Origin of the sequence: Flavobacterium bizetiae (assembly GCF_024271895.1) — a bacterium.
Lineage (GTDB): Bacteria > Bacteroidota > Bacteroidia > Flavobacteriales > Flavobacteriaceae > Flavobacterium > Flavobacterium bizetiae.
The window spans coordinates 2729264-2750227 of sequence record NZ_CP091861.1; the positions used below are offsets into that span (position 1 = coordinate 2729264).

Sequence of the window (20964 nt, forward strand, 5' to 3'; positions counted from 1 at the left end):
TTTAAACCTGATAACGACGTAAAACCCAGGCCATTTTTTCGTGTTGTTGGAGTAAACCCGTTACAAAATCAGCAGAACCAACATCATTGCTGTTTTCTTCAAAAGCCGGAATATAATCTCTGAATTCTGTAACTAATTGTTCGTGATTTTCTAAAAGTTCCTCCAGCATGTGTTTTTGCGAAGCATATTCTTTAGGAGATTCTTTTAGAGTAGAGTTGTCTATAAACTCTTTCATGGTTCCGATGGTTTTTTCGCCAAGCTGACTAATGCGTTCTGCCACTTCGTCGATATTGGCTTCTAAAATTCGGTATTGCTCTTCAAACAATTTATGCAGCTCCATAAAGCTGTTTCCTGAAATATTCCAGTGAAATTTTCTGGTTTTTACATAAAGGGTCATTTCGTTAGATAAAATTGTAGCTAATATAGTGGTACTTTTTTTTAAGTTTTTTGGCGTTATTCCGATATGTGGGGTCATAATTGTTTGATTTAATGTTCTTTATCAAAAATAGAAAAGAAGCATTTTGTTTTTCTTACATAATTTATTACAGATGTTACATGAATTCAATGTTAGCGTAACCTGTTTGTAATTCTAAAACAGTAGTTTTGCCCCCGAATTTATCTAAAAAACCAAATTTTAATGAAAAAAACACTACTCAGTTTATTATTTATTACCATAATTTTTTCGGCGAAAGCCCAATCTTATTTAGGCTACACGCATGATAATTATGCAGGTATACAAAGTGTACTTTTTAATCCGGCGTCTATTGCCGATTCTCGTTTTAAGACCGATATTAATATATTTTCTGTCAGCGGATCAGTAGCCAATGATTTGTACGGAGTAAATATTTTTGATACTTACAAAAAGGGATATGATTTTGATACACAGTCTAAAATGACTCCAAAAGGAGCCAACAATGGTCTTGCTAATTTTGATATCATGGGACCTTCATTTATGTTTAATATTGCTCCAAAACATACCATTGCAGTTTTTACACGCGCAAGATCTGTTAGCAACGTAAGAAACATAAACGGAAATCTGGTAGATCAGGTAAAAGATGGTCTGGATAAAGCAAGCGATTTTAATTTTAATGCAGGAAATGCCAACGGAGCTTCGAACACCTGGGCTGAACTTGGACTTTCGTATGCTGCAGTTTTATACCAAAAAGATCAGCACTTTTTAAAAGGAGGTCTTACAGCCAAGTACTTGCAAGGTGGTGTAAACGGATATGTAAAAGGAAACAATGTTAATGTTAAATACAACGAAAATACAGTAAATCCTGAAAAAGGAACTCTTGTTTCAAGCGGAGAAATTTCTGTGGGAACAAGTCAGGATTTTGAAGCAAACGAGGATTATAAATTTGACTCTGGTGCCAACGGATTTGGTTTTGATTTTGGATTAGTATACGAATGGAGACCAGATTACGATCAGTATGATTTGAGCAGAGCAAAACCTGCTGATAATAATTTTAGAGATTTAAATAAATACAAAGTGCGTTTTGGTTTATCTGTTACGGATATCGGATCTATCAATTACAAAAAAGCAAGACAGGATACTTATAATGTAAATGGTACCATTACTCAGGAAATGATCGATGATGCAGATAATTTCTACGATTTTCTTAACGAACATTACACGAAAACATCTTCAAGAAACGGAATGAAAACCAATTTACCAACGGCGCTTCATGCTGATGTAGACTGGAATATGTACAAGAAATTCTATTTGAATCTTAACGGAGATATCAATATGGTTGCGGCAAATAAAATCAATGGTTACGGAATAGCTGATCGTGTTACGCTGACACCACGTTACGAAAGCAGATGGTTTAGTTTTTACGTACCAATGACGTATATGGAATATAGCGGAATGCAGGTGGGGTCTGGATTAAGAGTAGGAGCTTTCTTTATTGGATCAGGTTCTATACTTACTAATTTAGTTTCGAAAGAATCAAAGGCAGCTGATTTTCATTTGGGGATGAAAATTCCGGTTTATGAAAAGAAATTTAAAGATACAGACGGAGACGGAGTTATCGACAAAGAAGATGCTTGCAGAAAAGTAGCGGGTCCGGCAGAAAATAACGGATGTCCCTGGCCAGATGCAGATAAAGATGGTGTTTTTGATAAAGATGATGCTTGCCCGAATGTTGCGGGTCCTGTAGAAAATAAAGGTTGTCCTTGGAAAGATTCTGACGGAGATACACTTTTGGATAATGTAGATGCTTGTCCTGCAATTGCCGGACCGGTAGAAAATAAAGGTTGTCCTTGGCCAGATACAGACGGAGACGGCGTTTTAGACAAAGACGATGCTTGCCCAACGGTGGCCGGTTTAGCAGAAAATAAAGGTTGTCCGGTTCTGGATGCTGACAAAGACGGAGTTCCGGATAATGTAGACGAATGTCCGCTAATTGCTGGTCCGGCTGAAAATAAAGGTTGTCCTAAAGTGACCAAAGCTACTTTAGAAAAATTAAAAGTAGAGGCTAAATCGATCTTTTTCGTTACCGGAAAAGCAACATTAAGCGATGCTAAAAAAGGCGAAACTTCAGGAAGATTAGATGCGATTAAAGAAATCTTGAAAAATTATCCAAATGCTAAATTTGCCATCAACGGACATACTGATAATGTTGGAAATGCAAAAGCAAATCAGAAATTATCTGAAGAGCGAGCAAAAGTAGTTATGGATGCCTTAATTGCAAAAGGAGTAAATCCTGATAATCTATCTTCGCAGGGATTTGGAGCTAGTAAACCAGTTGCAACTAATAAAACTGCTTCAGGAAGAGCACAAAACAGAAGAACAGAAATTGTTTACTTAGGCAATTTATAAGCCTAAACTGAATATAAAACCAAAAAGCCATTCGTAATTGAATGGCTTTTTTTATTTTTGCATACTTCTAAAAAAGAATCACTTTTGATGGATTAGAAGAACTAAAAAAACAAGAATGACAACACAACAACTACACGAACAGATTCTTTTAAAAAAATCATTTTTATGCGTTGGATTAGATCCTGATCTGACTAAAATCCCAGCTCATTTATTAGAAACCGAAGATCCTATTTTCGAATTTAATAAAGCCATAATCGATGCGACACACGATCTTGCAGTAGGATATAAGCCTAATACCGCTTTTTTTGAAGCATACGGAATAAAAGGATGGATGTCTTTGCAAAAAACGATCAACTATATCAACGAGAATTTCCCTGAGATTTTTACCATTGCAGATGCAAAACGTGGTGATATAGGCAATACGTCAAGCATGTATGCAAAAGCATTTTTTGAAGATTTAAATTTTGATAGTGTAACCGTTGCGCCTTATATGGGGAAAGATTCGGTTGAGCCATTCTTGGCTTTCGAAAATAAACATACCATTATGTTGGCTTTAACGTCTAATGAAGGAGCTTTCGATTTTCAGACATTAACGACAAACGGACAAGAATTATACAAACAAGTTTTAGAAACCTCTAAAACATGGAAAAATAGCCACAACCTAATGTATGTTGTAGGCGCTACAAAAGCAGAATATTTTGCCGATATCAGAAAAATTGTTCCGGATAGTTTTTTACTAGTTCCGGGAATTGGCGCTCAGGGCGGAAGTTTATCTGAAGTTTGCAAATACGGAATGAACGATAAAGTAGGTTTATTAGTCAACTCAGCAAGAGCAATTATCTACGCATCAAAAGGAACAGATTTCGCAGAAAAGGCGAGAGAAGAAGCTTTGAAAGTTCAGCAGGAAATGGAAAGTATTTTAAGTTTCAGGTCTTAGGTTTAAAGTTTGCTTTACTTTGAACATATTTTAACCGCAAAGTGCGCTAAGTTTTTTATCTAACTGAATGCTTAGAAAACACAAAGTTCGCAAAGCTATATCAACATAAAGCTTTGCGAACTTTTTTCGATAGAAGATAACTTTTCGTAAAGAGCATAATCTTTGCGAGACTTTGCGAAAAAACTTAGCGTCCTTTGCGGTTAAATCAACACAATCCAACAACTTGAAACAAAGAAAACTTCAAACCTGAAACAAAAACAAAATGAAACAATTCTCAGATCAACTAGGTACTTTACATTCTTTTGAGACAACTCCTAAGCGCATCATTTCGTTAGTGCCTTCTCAAACCGAATTACTGTATGATTTAGGTTTAGAAGATAAAATCATCGGAATAACCAAGTTTTGTGTACATCCGTATCATTTAAAATCGACTAAGAAGATTGTTGGCGGTACTAAGAAAATTCATTTTGAGAAGATAAAATTACTTCAGCCTGATATTATTATTTGTAATAAAGAAGAAAACACGCAAGAAATCGTAGATCAATTAAGTGTTATTTGTCCGGTTTGGGTAACGAATATTGTTACCATTGAAGATAATTTTCAGATGATTTCAGACTTTGGTCAACTCTTTAATTGCAGAACCGAAGCTCAAAAATGGAATAACAAATTGTTTTTTGCTTTAAGCGATTTCAAAAAATATATGGCAGATATTCCGGTACAAAAAGCTGCCTATTTCATCTGGAAGAATCCATTTATGGTTGCCGGAAAAGATACCTATATCAATGAGTTATTAAAACTCAATCATTTCTCAAATATTTACGAAGACAAAGGACGTTATCCTGAAATCGAAATAAAAAAAATACGCATCGAAGGTGATCCTGATATTGTCTTTCTTTCGTCAGAACCGTATCCTTTTAAAGAAGAAGACGCTTTCGAGATCGGACGTTTTACACATCACGCCAAAACTATTTTTGTAGATGGCGAAATGTTCTCCTGGCACGGGAGTAGATTGCTAAAGGCTTTTGCTTATTTTAAAGTATTGCATGAAAGAAATAGTATAGCGTAATTTAACCGCAAAGCACGCTAAGGTTTACGCAAGGTTCGCAAAGCTAAATAAACATAAAGCCTTGCGAACCTTGCGTTTTTTAAAAAACTTCTATAAAAAACTTAGCGTGCTTTGCGGTTAAATCAACAATCCAACAACTTGAAACCTGAAACCAGATTGATATAAAAAAAGAATGCCGGCATCTCGAAGACGCCGGCACTATTTAACTAACCAAAACCAAAATAATAAATAACCAGTTTATTACATTACAAAGATCCGACATATATCGATCTTATGGTGTTAAGGTCTTGTTATTACTTTGTTGAATATAAGTTAATGTCTAAATTTCATCATTTGTAGATAGTTTTGTAAGAATGAAACTTATGTTTTTTTAGGTAAAGCTAATGCGAAAGTGAAGCAAAGTGAAACTTTAAACCTGAACCAAAAAAAACAAGAATTGATATAAAAAAAGAATGCCGGCATCTCGAAGACGCCGGCATCATTTAACTAACCAAAACCAAAATAATAAATAACCAGTTTATTACACTACAAAGATCTAACATAAATGGATGTTTAGCTGTTAAGGTTTTGTTATTACTTTGTTGGACATAAGTTAAGATTTTTTAATACTTGTTTCTGAGCTTTCTACAGCGTTAAATAACTTTTGATTATTAAAATATAATAACAATCAATTTTGTTTATGAATATCCTAAAGATATCTTCGTATATTTGATAAAACATTAAATATCAGCATTATGGATTCAAACAAAAAATTAACAACTGCAACAGGAACTCCCGTTCCAGACAATCAAAACATACAAACTGCAGGACCTCGTGGCCCCGTTTTATTACAAGATTTTTGGTTTTTAGAAAAAATGGCACATTTTGACCGCGAGGTTATTCCGGAAAGAAGAATGCACGCCAAAGGTTCTGGAGCTTATGGGACTTTTACTGTAACTCATGATATTACAAAATATACAAGAGCCGACATATTTTCGGAAATTGGTAAAAAAACAGAAATGTTCGCACGTTTCTCAACCGTTGCAGGTGAAAGAGGTGCTGCTGATGCCGAAAGAGATATTCGTGGTTTTGCCTTGAAATTTTATACTAATGAAGGAAATTGGGATTTGGTAGGTAATAATACACCGGTTTTCTTTTTCCGTGATCCAATGAAATTTCCGGATCTAAATCACGCTGTAAAACGTGATCCAAAAACCAATTTAAGGAGTGCTGATAACAATTGGGATTTTTGGACTTTATTACCTGAAGCTTTACACCAGATTACAATCGTAATGAGTGATCGCGGAATTCCGAGATCGTATAGAGAAATGCACGGATTTGGTAGTCATACTTTTAGTTTCCTAAACGCTCAAAACGAAAGACATTATGTGAAATTCCATTTTGTTTCTCAACAAGGAATCGAGAATTTATCTGATGAACAAGCGGCTCATTTAGTAGGTAATGATAGAGAAAGTCATCAAAGAGATTTATTTGATGCTATTGAAGAAGGAAACTTCCCAAAATGGAAAATGTTCGTTCAGATCATGACCGAAGAACAAGCAGCTACATATCGTTTTCATCCTTTCGATTTAACTAAAGTTTGGTTAAAAGGCGATTTCCCGCTAATTCCGGTTGGAGAATTCGAATTAAATAAAAACCCTGAAAACTATTTTGCCGAAGTAGAACAAGCTGCCTTTAATCCGGCGCATGTACCTCCAGGAATTAGTTTTTCACCAGATAAAATGTTGCAAGCCCGTTTATTTTCTTACGGAGATGCACACCGTTACCGTTTAGGAGTAAACAACTATCAAATTCCCGTAAACTCATCAAGATGTCCTTATAACACATTCCACAGAGATGGTGCAATGCGTGTAGACGGAAACAACGGCGGACGTAAACACTACGAGCCAAATAGTTTTGGAGAATGGCAAGAGCAACCAGAATTTAAAGAACCACCATTGAAATTACATGGAGATGCTTATGCGCATAATTTCAGAGAAGATGATAACGACTACTTTACCCAGCCAGGTTTATTATTCCGTTTATTAACCGATGAGAAAAAACAATTGTTATTCAAAAATACTGCAGCACAAGTAGGAGGAGCGCAGGCTTTTATCCAGATTCGTCATATCAGAAACTGTTTTAAAGCAGATCCTGAATACGGAGAAGGTGTTGCACACGCTTTAGGATTAACAATGGAACAAGTAAATAACTTTTCTGATCCAAGATTATTAATTGAAGTGAGATAGGTTTTTTCTTTTGAAGGTTCAAAGGGACAGAGCTACAAAGGCTCAAAGGTTTTTTTGAAGCTTCTAAGTTACTAAGCTTCTAAGCTTTTTAAAAAATTAAACCCGACAGGTTTCAAAATCTGTCGGGTTTGTTATTTGATATAAATAAATATTTTTATGTAAACTGGACTGAAGTCCAGCTCTACAATATAATTCGTTCCTTCGGAACTAAAAAAGAGCCTTTGGGTTGGACCATATTGTAGGACCGGACTTCAGTCCGGTTTAATATGTGAGGTTCAAAGAAATATAATTCAGTGAAAATCCGTTTAAATCTGCACAATCCGTGGCCAAAAATTATAGACAAAGCTTTGTGACCTTCAAAAAATATCAAACACCAAGCATAAAAAACTTCGCGCCCTTTGCGTAATCCTTCGCGCCCTTTGCGGTTAAAAAAACTTTGCGGTTTTTAAAAAAAAATTAGCGGTTAAAAAACGCCTAAGAAAAAACCACAGTCTTATTACTATAAACCATAGTCTTACGCTCCGCATGTAATTTTATAGCCCTCGCCAAAACAATACGCTCCAGATCACGACCTTTCATAATAAAATCATCAACCGAATGTATGTGAGAAACCCTCGCAATATCCTGTTCGATAATTGGCCCTTCGTCTAATTCTGCCGTAACATAATGACTCGTTGCACCAATAATTTTCACCCCACGTTTAAAAGCCGAATGATACGGTTTTGCGCCCGGAAAAGCAGGCAAAAACGAATGATGAATATTAATGATTTTGTTCTCGTAAAGCGCAATTAAATTAGGCGTAATTATTTGCATATAACGCGCCAGAACAATAAAGTTAATCTGGTATCGCTGTAATAACTCAATTTGTTTCGCTTCGCCTTCTTCCTTATTATCTTTTGTAAAAGGCACACAATGAAACGGAATATCAAATCTTTCTGCAATCGATCTTAAATCGTTGTGATTACTTATAATTACCGGAATTTCAACATTCAGTTCGCCAGCACTGTAACGTCCTAAAATATCAAACAAACAGTGATCGTATTTCGAGACAAACAAAGCCATTTTTGGTTTTTGTTCCTGATTGTATAAATCCCACGACATATCAAAATCAGTGGCAATAGTTTTGTCAAAATCAGCTTTCAGGTTATCGATTGTAATGTGATGATTTGTCAGTTCACATTCCAATCGCATAAAAAACACATTTTGTTCTACATCAACATGTTGGTCGATGTAAGTAATATTTCCTTCTACTTTAGCAATAAAAGTAGTCACTGCGGCGATAATTCCTTTTTGGTCTTTACAGTGAATCAGAATGGTTATTTTTTGCATTTCAAGTTTAGTTTTTTGGTTTAGTTTTAACCGCAAAGAACGCAAAGGTTTACGCTATGTTCGCAAAGAAAAATAATTAGCGGTCTTTGCGTAAAGCTTTGCGTTCTTTGCGGTTAAGTTTTACTTTTTATCCTGCATTGCAAACACCTTTTGTAGCAAAGGCGTCGTTCTTGCATTAATATTAGTACGAATATCTTTTTCTTCAACAGCAATCATTTTAAAAACTCCTGCCAAAGCCTGATTCGTGGTATAGTCGGTCAAATCCGGGTTTACTTTTCTCACCAACGGAATCGTGTTGTATTTATTAATGATGTTTTTCCAAACTACATCGGCACCCACTTTTTCGAAAGAACTTTTAATCACCGGATTAAATTTTGCGTACAAAGCAGTATTTGTGCCTTTTTGTAAATACGTAGTTGCAGCACTTTCATTGCCCAACAAAATATTTTTAGCATCAGTAAACGACATGTTTTTTACCGCCGAAACAAATATCGGAGTAGCCTCTTTTACAGCATCTTCCGCCGCACGATTCATTACTTTTATCCCTTCATCAGCAAGAGAACCTAAACCTACTTTACGCAACGTAGCGTCAACTTTTTGTAATTCTTCAGGCATTAAAATTTTTACAGCCTCATTTTTATAAAAACCATCTTCGGCGGTTAATTTACTCACTTGTTCCGTAATTCCTTTATTTAGAGCCTCTTTTAATCCGGAAGCAATATCAACGCCACTAGTTCCTGTAATTTTGGTTGATAATTTTGCAAGTTTTTGAGCTAGAGTTTCTTTTACCTGAGCATGAGAGCTAAGAGAAAATATAAGCGATAAAATTAAAATCTTTTTCATTAGGTAGGTTTTATTAAGTTTCAAAAATACTACTTATTCAAAAACAAAGCCACAATTTTCTTTGGGGAGCAGAAACAATTTGTTTTATAATTAACATTCGTCCCGCTGTACGTTTCAATCTTTTGCTTTTTGGCAGCTAAAAGCAAAAGGATTTCCACTTCCATCGGGGCTAGATTAGAAATTAAGATGAAATTATAGTGGTATAATTTGGTTTTTAGTACCTCAGTAACTTATCGGCTTTCCCTACGGCCAATACATTCTGACATTATAATTCCAATAGGTTTTGCTGGAGATATAAGTAGGTTGAAATTCCGGGATGAGCATATTATTTTCGTCGTACAATTGAACTCTGATAATTCTTTCGTTGCTGTCATCTTTAAGGTCAATGTTTCCTTCGGCATCGTCAATGAGTTTCTTTTTCTTCAGGTACAAATTAGGTTTTTCGATAACAAACAGTACTCCGGATTCATTTTTAGATTCTCTTTCTCCGGCTAATTTTCCATTAACATCCAGGGTTTGAATTTTTTCTAAATAATCATTTTTGTAATAGAAAAGCTGATAAGCGATTCCGCCATGCTGTATTTGTAATTTATGATGATCTAAGCGAAAACGAAGCACTTGCTTTTCTGCATTTGTAAATTCTGCCGAACCATTTCCGGATGCGTCAATGTGTTGGTTTAAAATCCTCGCAGGTTTCGAAAACTCTTTTACCCGATTTATAAGGACATGGTAATTATCAGATTGTGCTGTTACCGAAATGCATTGCAGACCACAAAAAAATAAAAAGAATAATTGTATTAGTTTTCTATTGGAGCTTATTGGCTTAATTATATTCACCGTTGATGTTTTTGCGGTTCACTTGTTTAATGCCGGTTTTAGTAAAAGAATAAGTAGATTCTTCCTGCCAGCTCCATGTTTTTTGTTTGTCGAGATCTTCGCCAACTGCGCTGTAAAGAATTTTAATAGTATCCTTTACAGTCATCATTTTGACTTCAATAAAATGATCCTGAATTTTTGCCGAAGATGCCGTTTTGTTACAATATTGCAATCGCTCTAAAACCTTGGTATCTTCTTTAAACCATTTTTTCAAAAAAGATAAATGCGTTTCAGAACACTGATATCCTAAATTAAGTGCCCAAAGAAATCTACATTTCAAATTACTTTCATCAGCTTTTTTGGCGCTGTCCCAGTTACATTCGCTGCTTACATCAGTGGCAATATAGCCTAATGCAGCGCGTTGCTGATCTGTTAATGTTTTAATGTAAGTCGTATTGAGTTGTACCGCACCGTTTTTGTCCAGCCACAATATTTTGATATATTCATCCTGAACGATACTTCCTGTAGCGGATGAATTTATTGTGGTATGATTTGTTGTATTGGTTTGAGAAAATACTGAAATAGAAAAACTAAAAAGAAATAATAAAGTAAACAGGCGGATATTCATAATCTGGAAAATGTGAAAATTTGTTATGGCTAAAGATACTATATCTAATACCATCTTTTCAATAAAAAAAGGCAGAAATCTAATTATAGAAATCTGCCTCAATTTATAGCCGTTATTTTTTCAGTAAATCAATTTCTTCGTTTGTGTTTTTAATCAAAACTGTCATTTCGCTATATTTCCAGATACCTTTTTTCTCGGCCACAATAAATAAAGTTGCTTTGCCTTTAGGACCTTTAATAGGGATTTGTAAATCACAATTTCCGCTATCGTTGCTTGTGTTTATACTTCCGGAAGTCATTCCGTCATCTTCAATCGGGCTTCCTAGTTTTTCAATCACCAGTTTATTCTTTTGTGCTTCGGTCATTGCGCCTTTATATGCATCAGAATTGGTCATCATCGAGGTAACTCCAAAAAAAATACTCACTATAAACAACACAAAAATCAGCAAAATGCTTACACATCCTGTTGGTACAAACCATTTCCAGTTTCTTTGCCACCAACTTTTTCTAACTTCAACGTAATCGTCTTCCATAAAATAGATTTTTATTTAGATTTGAGTTTAAAGTTAGAAAGATACCGATAATTAAAATTGAAATACAAATGAATTTTTAGATCTCATTTGAGATTTAATTATTGGTACGTAAGAATTTTTATTTATTTCACGCCAGCATAACTATTCGTGAAAAATCTCCCCATTCCAATTTCCATTAGATCTTTATGAGGATCACCATAATCATCAGACATAATCGATGCCATTTGCAAATTTTTGATACCTTTTATTTTATTATTCTGAACATCTATTTCACCAGATAAAATAATCAGGTTTTGAAATTTCGAAACATGATCAGTTCCTGCTAGTTCTCCATCGCTATGCAATAAAATAGAGAATTTATTACCTTCGCCAGATATAAAAGAACCTTTTCCTTGCCAGGTTTCATTTTGAAACATGAAGGAATAGATCAGGAAATTTTTGAAATCGACGCTTAGTTTTGCAGTATTCTGATTCGAAAGAGTAAGGGTTGATGCACCTATCTCCAGATCATCAAAAAGATCTCCGGGTTTAGTAGATTTAGCACAGTAAAAAGGGTTTATGGTATAAATACCCTCTACATTAGGAGGAGTCAAACCTTTGTGAATCGTTATGCCAAGATCATCAATTGCTTGCTGCATTGTAGCATTCACGTAGTATTCGTATGAGTTTTTTTCCGGCACAATGTTCTCTTCTTCATTAGAATCGTTAGAAGAACATGCTGTTAGACTTAAAATAAGGAAAAATAGAACTGATTTAATGGTAGTAATTTTCATAGTTTTGATTTTGCAGAATAGTGCTTTTAAATTATTTGCAAAGGTCTATTTAAAAAGAAACATGAAGTACCATTAAAAGTTTAGGGTATAACATTATAAGTTTAAAAAAAATATAGTTTAGAATTGTTCCTACTCTTCAAAAAAAAATCGGGAACCCAACTTAATGGATTCCCGATTTTTTTTATTTTAAAGCTATTAATTTAAAGTAACAGATTTTTCAGTAGTTAACTCAGCATCTTTTTCGTAAACATCCTGATAGAAACCAATCTCACCATTTTCGTTTACTAATGAAGTAAAGTAAGTAATATAGATAGGCACTTTTTTGGCTAATTTAAAGCTGTTTTCGGTTTTACCCTCCATTGCTTTATCAATTTTAGCCTGAGTCCATTCAGGATAATCTTTAAGCATTGCAACTGCTAATTCTTTGGCCATTTTTACATTGATACAACCATGGCTGAACGTTCTTTTTTCAAAATCGAATAAAGTTTTAGATGGCGTATCGTGCATATAAATATCATCCGGGTTTGGGAACATAAATTTTACCAATCCTAGAGAGTTGTCCGGACCTGGTTTTTGTCTTACCTGACCATTTACCATCTCCATATTTTTTTCGGCAAGATAATTTTTATTTTCAGCTATTTTACCTTTCAACTCATTGTTTACAATACTTTGTGGTACAGTCCAATAAGGGCTAAAAACGATTCTGTCAATCTCACCATTAAAAATTGTGGTTTTAGTTAATGGTGCTCCAACAAATACGCTTGATGTCATTTGTACTTTTCCGTTTTTAACATACACTAATTCGTATGAAGGAACGTTTACCAAAACATACTCATCGCTACTGGCAATCAGAGCCGAAATCGCACGACATCTTTCCATATTAAGTTTTAGCGTTTCCATTTTGTCAGAAAGCGGTACGTTCATTTCTTTAATATGTTCTTCGGCTAAAATATAGTTCGGTTTAAAACCATTACGAACTTTATATTTCATTACAGCATCCATCAATTCACGATCGTAAACGTTGCTTTTAGAATCGGTTTTTAAATCTCCTAATAAATATAAACGAGTTCTAACCTGAGTAATAGTAGAGGAAACGGCATCCGGACGTAATTCTTTATAAGGTGTTTCTTCCGGAACAATTGGTTTCCATTTATTTGAGCGTTCTATTTTTTTGTATTTTTTAAGAACATCCTGCAATTTATAATATTGATCGTATTCTACTTTTACATTGGCTGCATCTGTGCTGGTTGTAGCAGTGGCTTCTTCGATAGTGCTATAGTTTAAGAAATCTTTCAACATAGCATCATAAGATACTTTTTTCTTAGTGTCAGCAATGCTTTTTTTAGCGTAAGCAATATATAATGAGCTTAAAAGCATATCAGCATCTGTTTTAGAAAGTTTAGTTTCAGATGTAGAAAAAAGCTCGTCGATTTCTTTTTGATAAGGAATAATCAGATCATTTGTTTTTTTTGCTTTTTCGTATAATACAGTACCAAATTCGTTGATATCATCTTCATCAAACCAAATAGTTCCTAAAGTTCTATTTTTATATAAAGACATGACATCAGATTTATATTTTTTCAAATCAGAATATCTTTTAAAGAAATCATTTGAAATTGCGTCTACATCAGCATCAGAATGATTGTAAACGGTGGCAACAGTTGAAGTTTTTTTATGAGAATTAATATTGTTTTCTGCTTTATTAAAAGAAGATAAAACAAAACTTAAACTTAAAATTACGGCGAATGGATATAATGTTTTCATTTTTTAAATTTTTACGTTTATTACTTGACGGTAAAAGTTTTTGGGTAAAAATTTGGGGCTTTTCTACCATGCTAAATTACTTTAGGTATCTGGAAAACAAGTTGTTGTATTTAATCTAAATTTTTCAAGATTACCATGTTATTAACATTTCTATAAGACTTATATAGGATATATACGATAACGATTTCGATTATTACCCCTCGATATCAAAAAAAGATTATTTTTTTTGTTAACAAAAAGATATAAGGGTAATCAAATATTATAATATTTTGTAAATTGCTCCCTTAAAATTATCATATTCATAAAATGGAACAACAAATACCATATATTCCTAAAAATAAAGTAAGAATTGTTACGGCAGCATCTCTTTTTGACGGACATGATGCAGCGATCAATATCATGCGACGTATTATTCAGTCCACCGGGGTCGAAGTGATTCACCTGGGTCATGATCGTAGTGTCGAAGAAGTGGTGAATACCGCTATTCAGGAAGATGCAAATGCTATTGCTATGACCTCTTATCAAGGCGGACACAATGAATACTTTAAATATATGTATGACTTGCTTCATGAAAAAGGGGCGGGGCATATTAAGATTTTTGGAGGCGGAGGCGGAGTAATCCTGCCAAGCGAAATTGCAGAATTGCATGAATATGGTATTACGAGAATTTATTCGCCAGATGATGGCCGTTCTTTGGGTTTACAAGGAATGATCAACGATTTGGTAGAACGTTCTGATTATCCTATTGGAGACAAATTAAACGGAGAAATCGATCATATCGAAAATAAAGTTCCCACTGCCATTGCACGATTAATATCTGCGGCAGAGAATTTTCCTGAAATTGCAAAACCGGTTTTTGACCAGATACATATTAATAATACCAATTCTATAATTCCTGTTTTAGGAATTACCGGAACGGGTGGAGCAGGAAAATCGTCTTTGGTAGATGAATTGGTTCGTCGATTTTTAATTGATTTTCCTGAAAAAACAATCGGATTGATTTCTGTCGATCCTTCGAAACGTAAAACAGGAGGAGCACTTTTAGGAGACAGAATCCGTATGAATGCCATAAATAATCCTCGTGTTTATATGCGTTCGCTGGCAACACGTCAGTCCAATCTGGCTTTGTCTAAATATGTAGCCGAAGCTATTCAGGTTTTGAAAGCAGCAAAATATGATTTGATTATTCTGGAAACTTCAGGAATCGGACAATCAGATACTGAGATTATGGACCATTCTGATGTATCCTTATATGTAATGACGCCTGAGTTTGGAGCTGCAACACAATTGGAGAAAATCGACATGCTTGATTTTGCTGATTTGGTAGCTTTGAACAAGTTTGATAAAAGAGGAGCATTAGACGCCATTCGCGACGTTAAAAAACAATACCAGCGCAATCATAACCTTTGGGATAAAAATCCTGATGATATGCCGGTTTTCGGAACTATTGCATCACAATTTAATGATCCGGGAATGAACACTCTTTATAAAGCGATCATGGATAAAATTGTCGAAAAAACAGCCTCAGAACTGAAATCGACTTTTGAAATCACCAAAGAAATGAGCGAGAAAATCTTCGTGATTCCGCCACACAGAACCCGTTATTTATCTGAAATTGCAGAGAATAACAGATCGTACGACGAAAGTGCCGTTTCGCAACAAAAAGTAGCGCAAAAACTATACGGAATTTTTAAAACCATTGAATCAGTTTCAGGAAAAGTTCCTCAAATTAATAAAGCAGGAATCGACGACTCGACTGTTTTACCAAGTGCAGCTCAGCCACACGACGAAAATAGAATATTTCTTAATCTTTTATTGAATCAGTTTGATAAGGTAAAAATGGATTTAGATCCGTACAATTGGGAAATTATCCTGAATTGGGACGAAAAAGTAGCTAAATACAAAAATCCGGTTTACTCATTTAAAGTTCGTGATAAGGAAATTAAGATTGCGACACATTCTGAAAGTTTATCGCATTTACAAATCCCTAAAATTGCTTTGCCTAAATACGAAGCCTGGGGCGATATTTTACGTTGGAATTTACAGGAAAATGTTCCTGGAGAATTTCCGTTTGCTTCAGGATTATATCCGTTTAAACGTGAAGGCGAAGATCCGTCAAGAATGTTTGCCGGAGAAGGCGGACCGGAAAGAACCAATAAACGTTTTCATTATGTAAGTGCAGGATTGCCGGCAAAACGACTTTCGACGGCTTTTGATAGTGTGACTTTATACGGAAACGATCCGGATATTCGTCCTGATATTTACGGAAAAATCGGGAATGCAGGAGTTTCGATTTGTTGTTTGGATGATGCTAAAAAACTGTATTCAGGTTTTGATTTGGTGCACGCTTTAACATCTGTAAGTATGACGATAAACGGGCCAGCACCAATGTTGTTAGGCTTTTTTATGAATGCGGCAATCGATCAGCAATGCGAGTATTACATCAAAGCAAACGATCTTGAAAAAGAAGTTGAAGCTAAAATTAATAAAATATATAAAGAAAAAGGAACAGAACGCCCGAAATACCAAGGCGATTTACCGGAAGGAAACAACGGTTTAGGATTAATGCTTTTGGGCGTTACCGGAGATCAGGTTTTGCCTTTGGATGTTTATAATGAGATAAAAGTAAAAACTTTATCGCAAGTTCGTGGAACGGTTCAGGCTGATATTTTAAAAGAAGATCAGGCGCAAAACACTTGTATTTTCTCCACCGAATTTGCTTTACGTTTAATGGGTGATGTTCAGGAGTATTTTATTACCAAAAACGTTCGTAATTTCTATTCGGTTTCGATTTCAGGATATCATATTGCCGAGGCAGGGGCGAACCCAATTACGCAATTGGCTTTTACGCTTTCTAATGGTTTCACTTACGTGGAGTATTACTTAAGCCGCGGAATGAACATCAATGATTTCGGACCTAATTTATCATTCTTCTTCTCAAACGGAGTTGATCCAGAATATTCGGTAATTGGTCGTGTGGCGCGTAAAATTTGGGCAAAAGCCATGAAAAACAAATACGGCGCCAACGAAAGAGCACAAATGCTAAAATACCATATTCAGACTTCCGGACGTTCATTGCACGCACAGGAAATTGATTTTAATGATATCAGAACGACTTTGCAAGCTTTGTATGCGATTTACGACAACTGTAATTCATTGCATACCAATGCTTACGATGAAGCGATTACAACGCCAACAGAAGAATCTGTTCGTAGAGCAATGGCGATTCAGTTGATTATTAATAAAGAATTAGGTTTGGCGAAAAACGAAAACCCAATACAAGGTTCGTTTATCATCGAAGAATTAACCGATTTAGTTGAAGCTGCAGTTCTACAGGAATTCGACCGAATCACAGAACGTGGCGGAGTTCTTGGTGCAATGGAAACGATGTATCAAAGATCTAAAATTCAGGAAGAAAGTTTGTATTACGAAACCCTGAAACATAACGGAGATTTCCCAATTGTGGGTGTAAACACTTTCCTGAGTTCAAAAGGTTCTCCTACGGTAATTCCGGCAGAAGTAATTCGCGCCACCGAAGAAGAAAAACAATATCAAATTACAATGCTGGATAACTTACACCAGTTTCACGAAGCAAAAGTAAACGAACATTTAAACAAACTACAAGAAGCCGCCATTAAAAACGAAAACTTATTCGATCATTTAATGGAAGCTACAAAGGTTTGTTCGCTTGGTCAGATTACTTCGGCATTGTTTGAAGTTGGCGGGCAGTATAGAAGGAATATGTAGAATTTACTGTTTTATATTTATGAAAAAACCTCTCAGAAATGGGAGGTTTTTTTATGGATTTAAATGTCCGATAAAAATAGACGTTTAAATTTCATCTATAGTTAAATTATTTAAAGAGATTTAAGTTGATTGTAATTTGTAATTAACTCATATCAAGATATTTAATAAAAAAAAATAGATATGATAAAAGTAATAATTAATTAAAAGTTTTTGGATTACGTTAAATTACTAATTGCTGTGTGAAGTTTCATGACTTCTTAAGTTTCGGTAAATATTCCTTCAGCATCATAATGAATTGTGATATTTTTTTTCTCGTCTGTACTAATTAAAAATTGAATTTTTTCAAGATGAAGTTTAGATTTCTTTATTTCTTTTTCTACATCAGATATTGCTATTCCATAATATATAACTTTAACATTATGTCCCTTCAGTAATTGAATAAGTGAATTAGAATAATTTTGTTCAGTTCTTAGTAAAAAAATCTTATTAAAGTCAGGCTCATAAAACCTATTTTTATTTTCGAAGAATAGTGCGCAATTGTTTTTTACTGCAATTATATCCGGAATAATGCCCCCTTTATTTTTTGCAGTTCTGTTTTCTTCTGAATTAGGGTGTAATAATACACCTGTGCCACTTTGAGGAAAATCATAACAAATAATTTTCCAACCATTGCTTTCTAGCCAGTTCAATAGATTTATTGTTACTTTTTCTTCTTTCATAGTTAAGCGTCTCTCCATAAAGCTCCGTCTGGAAATAATATTGCATCAGCAAAATATGAGAACACACGAATATGTTTTACTTTAGAATATGTTGAACCGTATCGAACTTGCATATAATATCTCGGAATTTCATGATTAGCAATATTTGCATAATCTTTCGAAAGAATGTTTTTGTTCTCACTTGCTTGAACGGCATTCACAAAATCATCAACTTTTCCTTTGACTCCAGGAAGAATGATTGTATTATTTACATGATCAATATCTACATCAGACCAAGCAAGAACAAGATTAAATCTTCTTTCTTCAAATGATTTTCCTTCTCTACATAGCAAATAGTCAATTGCAGCTAATGCTCCTGGGTATGGATCACCTCTAAATGCAGCATTTACCTTGTAAATTATTGTTTCGTCTCGACTTTTTAATAATTCTCCAATAGAGTAATTGGAATTTTCAAATTGCGAAAGGTAGTTTAATAGATATCTAGTTGGAATTTTTATTGTTGCAGATAAGGGAGACATATTTAAGTGACCACCTTTATTCTGAAACTCCTGATTCATAAGTGTTCTTCTTGCAATAACAGTTCTATTGCCAAGTAATTTTCCTCTACCTGTCACTATTCCATATCTTTCAAATACAGTAATTATTTCATTCATAGCAATAAACATATTAGTCATTTCTGCATCCGTACCTAAAGGACTACCTGAATAATTTCTGTTTGGATCGTGTAAGATTCCTTTGCTTAATTGATTTGTTGAAGTTGAAGCATTAGGATGAGTTCTATAGTCACTTGGATAATAATACAGAAGAGCAGGAATGTTGTAAATTGACATTACATCATCCAATGCTTTAAATACCAAAGGGTTTATTTTATCCCATTTTGGAGGTGTATTTTGTCTTGTAATGATTGCCGCTTCAGGATAAATGTAAAAGGCTGGAACATTATTTTCAACCGAAGCAGCTAATCTAGCGAATCTTTGAAAAGCATTGTGACCAGTTCCTGCTTCAGTTGAAACTTCAACTGAGAAAATAGGTTCATGATCAATCTCCACTATTAAATCAGGTGCATCTAAATATAGTATTTTCTTTATATGGTCAGGCATAGTATGAAAATTCTTTGCATTATTTGCATCACTCTCAAACATCTTTTTCTTAACATAAGTTTTATTACGTAGTTCGGTATTTGCAATAATAAAATCAGCAAAACTTTCGGTACTATACCAGATTCGATAATTCATTATAAGTATTTTTTGATTGCTAATGCTACAGCCTTTGCTAATAAAGGAGGAACTGCATTACCTGTTTGAACTCTTGCTTGTACTATTCCGCCTTTGACAACAAAATCATCAGGAAAACTTTGGATTCTACATCTTTCGCGTATTGACAGTCCTCTATTATCTTCTGGATGTCCAAATTGGAATTGTGGACGAATACCTCCGGAAACTTGTGTTGGACTTAAAATATCCCAAGCTAAACGAATACGTTGCTTGAACTTTTCATACATAGGTTGTCCCGGCTTTGTGTTTTTAATTTTTTCAATTGTATCCAATGGGTGATTTGGAGCAGTATGATTAGTAAAAGTTTCATTTGTATTAATTCTCATTAATTCTTGGTATTCACTAAATGGAGCCTTTTTATATTTATTTTTAGTTTCTTTTATTTTCAAGGAAGGCAAATCTCCCATTGCTTCTTTTATGGTAACATAACTCTTGTCAGTTTCAGGACCGTGAGTTTTAATGATATCATTAAAATCAAATTCATTATCTCTGATGCCAACGAAAACAAGTCTAGTTCTTTTTTGAGGGACACCATAATCTGGGGCATATAGAAGTTTGCTTTTTACTGTCATATTTCCGATATGACTTAAGTGAGTTTCTATATCATTTACAAAATTACCCGTACTTTTCATTCCAGAAACATTTTCTAAAACGACAACTTTTGGTTGTAATACTTCTACAAATCGAGCAAACTCTTTATACATATAATTTCTGTCGTCGTTCTCGTGTCTTTTTCTGTTATTTAATGAAAAACCTTGGCAGGGAATTCCACCTATTAAAATATCAAGTTGTCTACCATTTAGTAATTCTTTAATTGTTTCGGGTTTTACTTTCTTTATGTCTCCATTTATTGTTGAACAATTTGGATGATTTGCTTGAAAGGTTTGAATTGAAGGAGTATGAATATCACAACCTAGTACAGTTTCAAAACCAGCCATTTCAAAACCTAATGAAGTTCCTCCACATCCACAGAATAATTCTGCTACTATTGGTTTTTCAGTACCAAGATTATTACCTTTTTTAATTATAGGTTCTCCATTCCAATAATATCCATTTTCTTCTACTTTTATTGAAGTATCCCAAATATTTTTTTTATCTATATCTGATTCTACTTCTCCGTAAATATTGATTTGCCCATCTTCTACAATAGGATTAATTTCATCAATTTGGATATATTCTTTTATTTCTGGCATTTGATATTTTTTAGGCTTATTTAAGTACGTCAAAATTAATGAAAAAACACTAACTATATTAGGTGATGTAAGAAAACATTTTTTACTTTTTAATGTTTACTTGATGTTTGAAATTCTTCCTGCTTGTGCGAGTGCGGTGCTCCCCGCTCTACAAAGTGTTCACGTTTGCTGTGCGAAGTCTCCCGACTTCGTACCCGCTCCAATGATCTAAAAAGAGAATAAAAATATAATTGTCAAGGAATATAGCAACGTGTGCGAAGTCAGGAGACTTCGCATAGCAACTGTCATCAATCT

16 protein-coding genes are annotated in these 20964 nt (G+C 34.4%); 5 read left to right on the forward strand and 11 right to left on the reverse strand.

All coding sequences use genetic code 11. The features are described from left to right. Window position 1: 1 nt before the first annotated feature. The gene (locus L0669_RS11820; RefSeq protein ID WP_263763714.1) at window positions 2-475 is read right to left on the reverse strand and encodes a Dps family protein; all 474 of its coding nucleotides are present in this window, start codon (window positions 473-475) and stop codon (window positions 2-4) included. 162 nt (window positions 476-637) lie between these two features. Here L0669_RS11820 and L0669_RS11825 point away from each other — a divergent pair, with 162 nt between their 5' ends. The 4 genes from L0669_RS11825 (at window position 638) to L0669_RS11840 (ending at window position 7052) form a co-directional block, all read left to right on the forward strand. Further along, on the forward strand, window positions 638-2821 hold the full coding sequence (locus L0669_RS11825; RefSeq protein WP_263763716.1) for a DUF5723 family protein: 2184 nt from the start codon (window positions 638-640) through the stop codon (window positions 2819-2821). A gap of 115 nt (window positions 2822-2936) precedes the next feature. Continuing rightward, the gene (gene pyrF, locus L0669_RS11830) at window positions 2937-3758 is read left to right on the forward strand and encodes an orotidine-5'-phosphate decarboxylase (RefSeq protein ID WP_263763718.1); all 822 of its coding nucleotides are present in this window, start codon (window positions 2937-2939) and stop codon (window positions 3756-3758) included. Window positions 3759-4020: 262 nt separating this feature from the next. Beyond that, a complete protein-coding gene (locus L0669_RS11835) occupies window positions 4021-4824 on the forward strand; it encodes an ABC transporter substrate-binding protein (RefSeq protein WP_263763720.1) in 804 nt (267 codons plus the stop codon). A 734-nt stretch (window positions 4825-5558) separates the two neighbouring features. After that, on the forward strand, window positions 5559-7052 hold the full coding sequence (locus L0669_RS11840; RefSeq protein ID WP_263763722.1) for a catalase: 1494 nt from the start codon (window positions 5559-5561) through the stop codon (window positions 7050-7052). 474 nt (window positions 7053-7526) lie between these two features. On the opposite strand, the gene purU is transcribed toward L0669_RS11840, so the two are convergent. The 7 genes from purU to L0669_RS11875 all read right to left on the reverse strand — a co-directional run bounded on the left by purU (window position 7527) and on the right by L0669_RS11875 (window position 13737). Continuing rightward, window positions 7527-8381, reverse strand: coding sequence for a formyltetrahydrofolate deformylase (gene purU / locus L0669_RS11845; protein WP_263763723.1), 855 nt, complete (start codon window positions 8379-8381; stop codon window positions 7527-7529). Window positions 8382-8501: 120 nt separating this feature from the next. Further along, window positions 8502-9224 carry a DUF4197 domain-containing protein gene (locus L0669_RS11850; RefSeq protein WP_263763725.1) on the reverse strand — a complete coding sequence of 241 codons (723 nt, stop codon included), beginning with the start codon at window positions 9222-9224 and terminating at the stop codon, window positions 8502-8504. Between the two features lie 243 nt (window positions 9225-9467). Next, window positions 9468-10061 carry a hypothetical protein gene (locus L0669_RS11855; RefSeq protein WP_263763727.1) on the reverse strand — a complete coding sequence of 198 codons (594 nt, stop codon included), beginning with the start codon at window positions 10059-10061 and terminating at the stop codon, window positions 9468-9470. Continuing rightward, window positions 10048-10668, reverse strand: coding sequence for a hypothetical protein (locus L0669_RS11860; RefSeq protein WP_263763729.1), 621 nt, complete (start codon window positions 10666-10668; stop codon window positions 10048-10050). Before L0669_RS11860 ends, L0669_RS11855 begins: the two co-directional genes overlap by 14 nt. Window positions 10669-10780: 112 nt before the next feature. Continuing rightward, a complete protein-coding gene (locus L0669_RS11865) occupies window positions 10781-11200 on the reverse strand; it encodes a cytochrome c oxidase assembly factor 1 family protein (RefSeq protein ID WP_263763731.1) in 420 nt (139 codons plus the stop codon). Between the two features lie 122 nt (window positions 11201-11322). Further along, window positions 11323-11973, reverse strand: coding sequence for a hypothetical protein (locus tag L0669_RS11870; RefSeq protein ID WP_263763733.1), 651 nt, complete (start codon window positions 11971-11973; stop codon window positions 11323-11325). A 195-nt stretch (window positions 11974-12168) separates the two neighbouring features. Then, the gene (locus L0669_RS11875) at window positions 12169-13737 is read right to left on the reverse strand and encodes a L,D-transpeptidase family protein (RefSeq protein WP_263763735.1); all 1569 of its coding nucleotides are present in this window, start codon (window positions 13735-13737) and stop codon (window positions 12169-12171) included. Between the two features lie 306 nt (window positions 13738-14043). Between L0669_RS11875 and L0669_RS11880 the strand changes: the two genes are divergently transcribed. After that, a complete protein-coding gene (locus L0669_RS11880) occupies window positions 14044-17484 on the forward strand; it encodes a methylmalonyl-CoA mutase family protein (RefSeq protein WP_263763736.1) in 3441 nt (1146 codons plus the stop codon). A 257-nt stretch (window positions 17485-17741) separates the two neighbouring features. Here the strand turns inward: L0669_RS11880 and L0669_RS11885 are convergent, their stop codons facing one another. The 3 genes from L0669_RS11885 to L0669_RS11895 are packed head-to-tail and all read right to left on the reverse strand — an operon-like array spanning window position 17742 to window position 20670. After that, entirely contained in the window at window positions 17742-18203 is a 462-nt protein-coding gene (locus L0669_RS11885; protein WP_263763738.1) for a hypothetical protein, read from the reverse strand. A 2-nt stretch (window positions 18204-18205) separates the two neighbouring features. Further along, complete coding sequence (locus tag L0669_RS11890) at window positions 18206-19438, reverse strand: hypothetical protein (RefSeq protein WP_263763740.1); 1233 nt, start codon at window positions 19436-19438, stop codon at window positions 18206-18208. Continuing rightward, window positions 19438-20670, reverse strand: coding sequence for a DNA cytosine methyltransferase (locus L0669_RS11895; protein ID WP_263763742.1), 1233 nt, complete (start codon window positions 20668-20670; stop codon window positions 19438-19440). The genes L0669_RS11890 and L0669_RS11895 overlap by 1 nt, the downstream gene beginning before the upstream one ends. Between the last annotated feature and the right edge of the window lie 294 nt (window positions 20671-20964).

Bases quoted from the DNA above. Each gene is read 5' to 3' on its own strand.
- L0669_RS11860 (WP_263763729.1), bottom strand. From the start codon at position 10,668: ATGAATATCCGCCTGTTTACTTTATTATTTCTTTTTAGTTTTTCTATT.
- L0669_RS11895 (WP_263763742.1), bottom strand. From the start codon at position 20,670: ATGCCAGAAATAAAAGAATATATCCAAATTGATGAAATTAATCCTATT.
- L0669_RS11870 (WP_263763733.1), bottom strand. From the start codon at position 11,973: ATGAAAATTACTACCATTAAATCAGTTCTATTTTTCCTTATTTTAAGT.
- L0669_RS11865 (WP_263763731.1), bottom strand. From the start codon at position 11,200: ATGGAAGACGATTACGTTGAAGTTAGAAAAAGTTGGTGGCAAAGAAAC.
- L0669_RS11885 (WP_263763738.1), bottom strand. From the start codon at position 18,203: ATGAAAGAAGAAAAAGTAACAATAAATCTATTGAACTGGCTAGAAAGC.
- L0669_RS11835 (WP_263763720.1), top strand. From the start codon at position 4,021: ATGAAACAATTCTCAGATCAACTAGGTACTTTACATTCTTTTGAGACA.
- L0669_RS11820 (WP_263763714.1), bottom strand. From the start codon at position 475: ATGACCCCACATATCGGAATAACGCCAAAAAACTTAAAAAAAAGTACC.
- pyrF (WP_263763718.1), top strand. From the start codon at position 2,937: ATGACAACACAACAACTACACGAACAGATTCTTTTAAAAAAATCATTT.
- L0669_RS11890 (WP_263763740.1), bottom strand. From the start codon at position 19,438: ATGAATTATCGAATCTGGTATAGTACCGAAAGTTTTGCTGATTTTATT.
- L0669_RS11825 (WP_263763716.1), top strand. From the start codon at position 638: ATGAAAAAAACACTACTCAGTTTATTATTTATTACCATAATTTTTTCG.
- L0669_RS11880 (WP_263763736.1), top strand. From the start codon at position 14,044: ATGGAACAACAAATACCATATATTCCTAAAAATAAAGTAAGAATTGTT.
- purU (WP_263763723.1), bottom strand. From the start codon at position 8,381: ATGCAAAAAATAACCATTCTGATTCACTGTAAAGACCAAAAAGGAATT.
- L0669_RS11850 (WP_263763725.1), bottom strand. From the start codon at position 9,224: ATGAAAAAGATTTTAATTTTATCGCTTATATTTTCTCTTAGCTCTCAT.
- L0669_RS11840 (WP_263763722.1), top strand. From the start codon at position 5,559: ATGGATTCAAACAAAAAATTAACAACTGCAACAGGAACTCCCGTTCCA.
- L0669_RS11875 (WP_263763735.1), bottom strand. From the start codon at position 13,737: ATGAAAACATTATATCCATTCGCCGTAATTTTAAGTTTAAGTTTTGTT.